The 1,359-nt window shown below is 68.0% G+C and carries 1 protein-coding gene; it reads right to left on the reverse strand.

From position 1 onward, the window contains the following. Positions 1-37 precede the first annotated feature (37 nt). Positions 38-1,300 carry an ISL3 family transposase gene (locus JM949_RS35965; RefSeq protein ID WP_203152475.1) on the reverse strand — a complete coding sequence of 421 codons (1,263 nt, stop codon included), beginning with the start codon at positions 1,298-1,300 and terminating at the stop codon, positions 38-40. Positions 1,301-1,359: the final 59 nt, after the last annotated feature.

The raw sequence follows: 1,359 nt of genomic DNA on the forward strand, positions 1-1,359 counted from the left end.
TATGGGTCTTCTGCTGGGTTTGTGGGTTGTTTGGTGGTCATCGTTTGGGGAGTTGGGGCCGGTGGCTGCCGAGGCTGAGCATGGCCAGGGCGATGAGGGCGTGGGGTGAGTGGTATCCGAAGGCCATCCGGGTGATGAGGCGGATCTTGGCGTTGACGGATTCGATGCGGCCGTTGGACAGGCCGTGTTCGATGGCGGCGATGATCGCGTCGCGGTGACGGGTGATGCGTCGTTGCAGATCGATGAAGACGTCGATGCGGCTGCGGCGGGCCCACCCGATCCACCGGTCGAGGGCTTCGAGCGCGGCTGCCGGGCTGGTCTTGGCCAGGGTGAATACCAGCCGTAGTCCTTCCTTCAACGCCCAGGCTCGGTGCAGGCGGGGGTGGGTCTTGGCGATCCAGGCGAGTGTGGCCTGTTGGGCGTCGGTGAGGTTCTGCGGGTTCTTCCACAACGTCCAGCGGGTGTTCTTCAACTGACGGGCCGCGCCGACGGCGACGCCCCGACGGCCTGCGCCACGGCCGGTGGCCTCGTTCCAGGCTTGGCGGCGGACCCGGTCCACGGCGTCGGTGGCCCACGCGACGACGTGGAACGCGTCGGCGCAGCGCACCGCGTTCGGGCAACGACGGCGAATGACGGTGGTGATCCAGTCCGCGCCGTCGGCGGACACGTGCGTGATCTTCGCGGTCCGCTCAGGGCCGAGAACGTCGAAGAACCCGTTCAGGGTCGCCGCGCTCTTGCCGGGCGCGGCCCAGACCAGCCGACCGGTGTCGTGATCCACCACCACGGTCAGATAGCGGTGGCCCTTCTTATAGCTGACCTCGTCGATCCCGATACGGCGCAACCCCTCAAACTGATCCGCCGCGGCGCCGGTGTCGGCCCACACCCGAGCCACGATCGCCCCGACCGTGCGCCAACTGACCCGCATCAACTGCGACACCGCCGACTTCGCGGTATGCACCGCCAACCACGCCACCATCTGATCGAACGCCCGGGTATGCCCCGCCCCATGACGCGCCCACGGCACCGACGCGACAAGCACCCCATGCTCCGGACACGACACCCGAGGCGCCTGCGCCTCGATCACCGCCCGGACCACACCCAGATCCAACGCCCGCCACCGACGACGAACCCCACCGTCATAGCGAGCGCACCGCCGCCCGCAATACGGACACCGTCGCGACGCACCCTTACCCACCCGCACCCGAGCCACCACCACCGACTCGACCGGATCAAACTCCACGCCCTCGACCACCGCCTGCTCGACCCCGAGCAGCCCAGCCCATACCCTGGCAGAACGCACGCCGTTGCCCGCCTCACTAGTTCTGACCTTCGACAAGCCAGAACCTAGGCAGGACAACG

This window comes from Micromonospora tarensis (genome assembly GCF_016803395.1).
GTDB lineage: Bacteria > Actinomycetota > Actinomycetes > Mycobacteriales > Micromonosporaceae > Micromonospora > Micromonospora tarensis.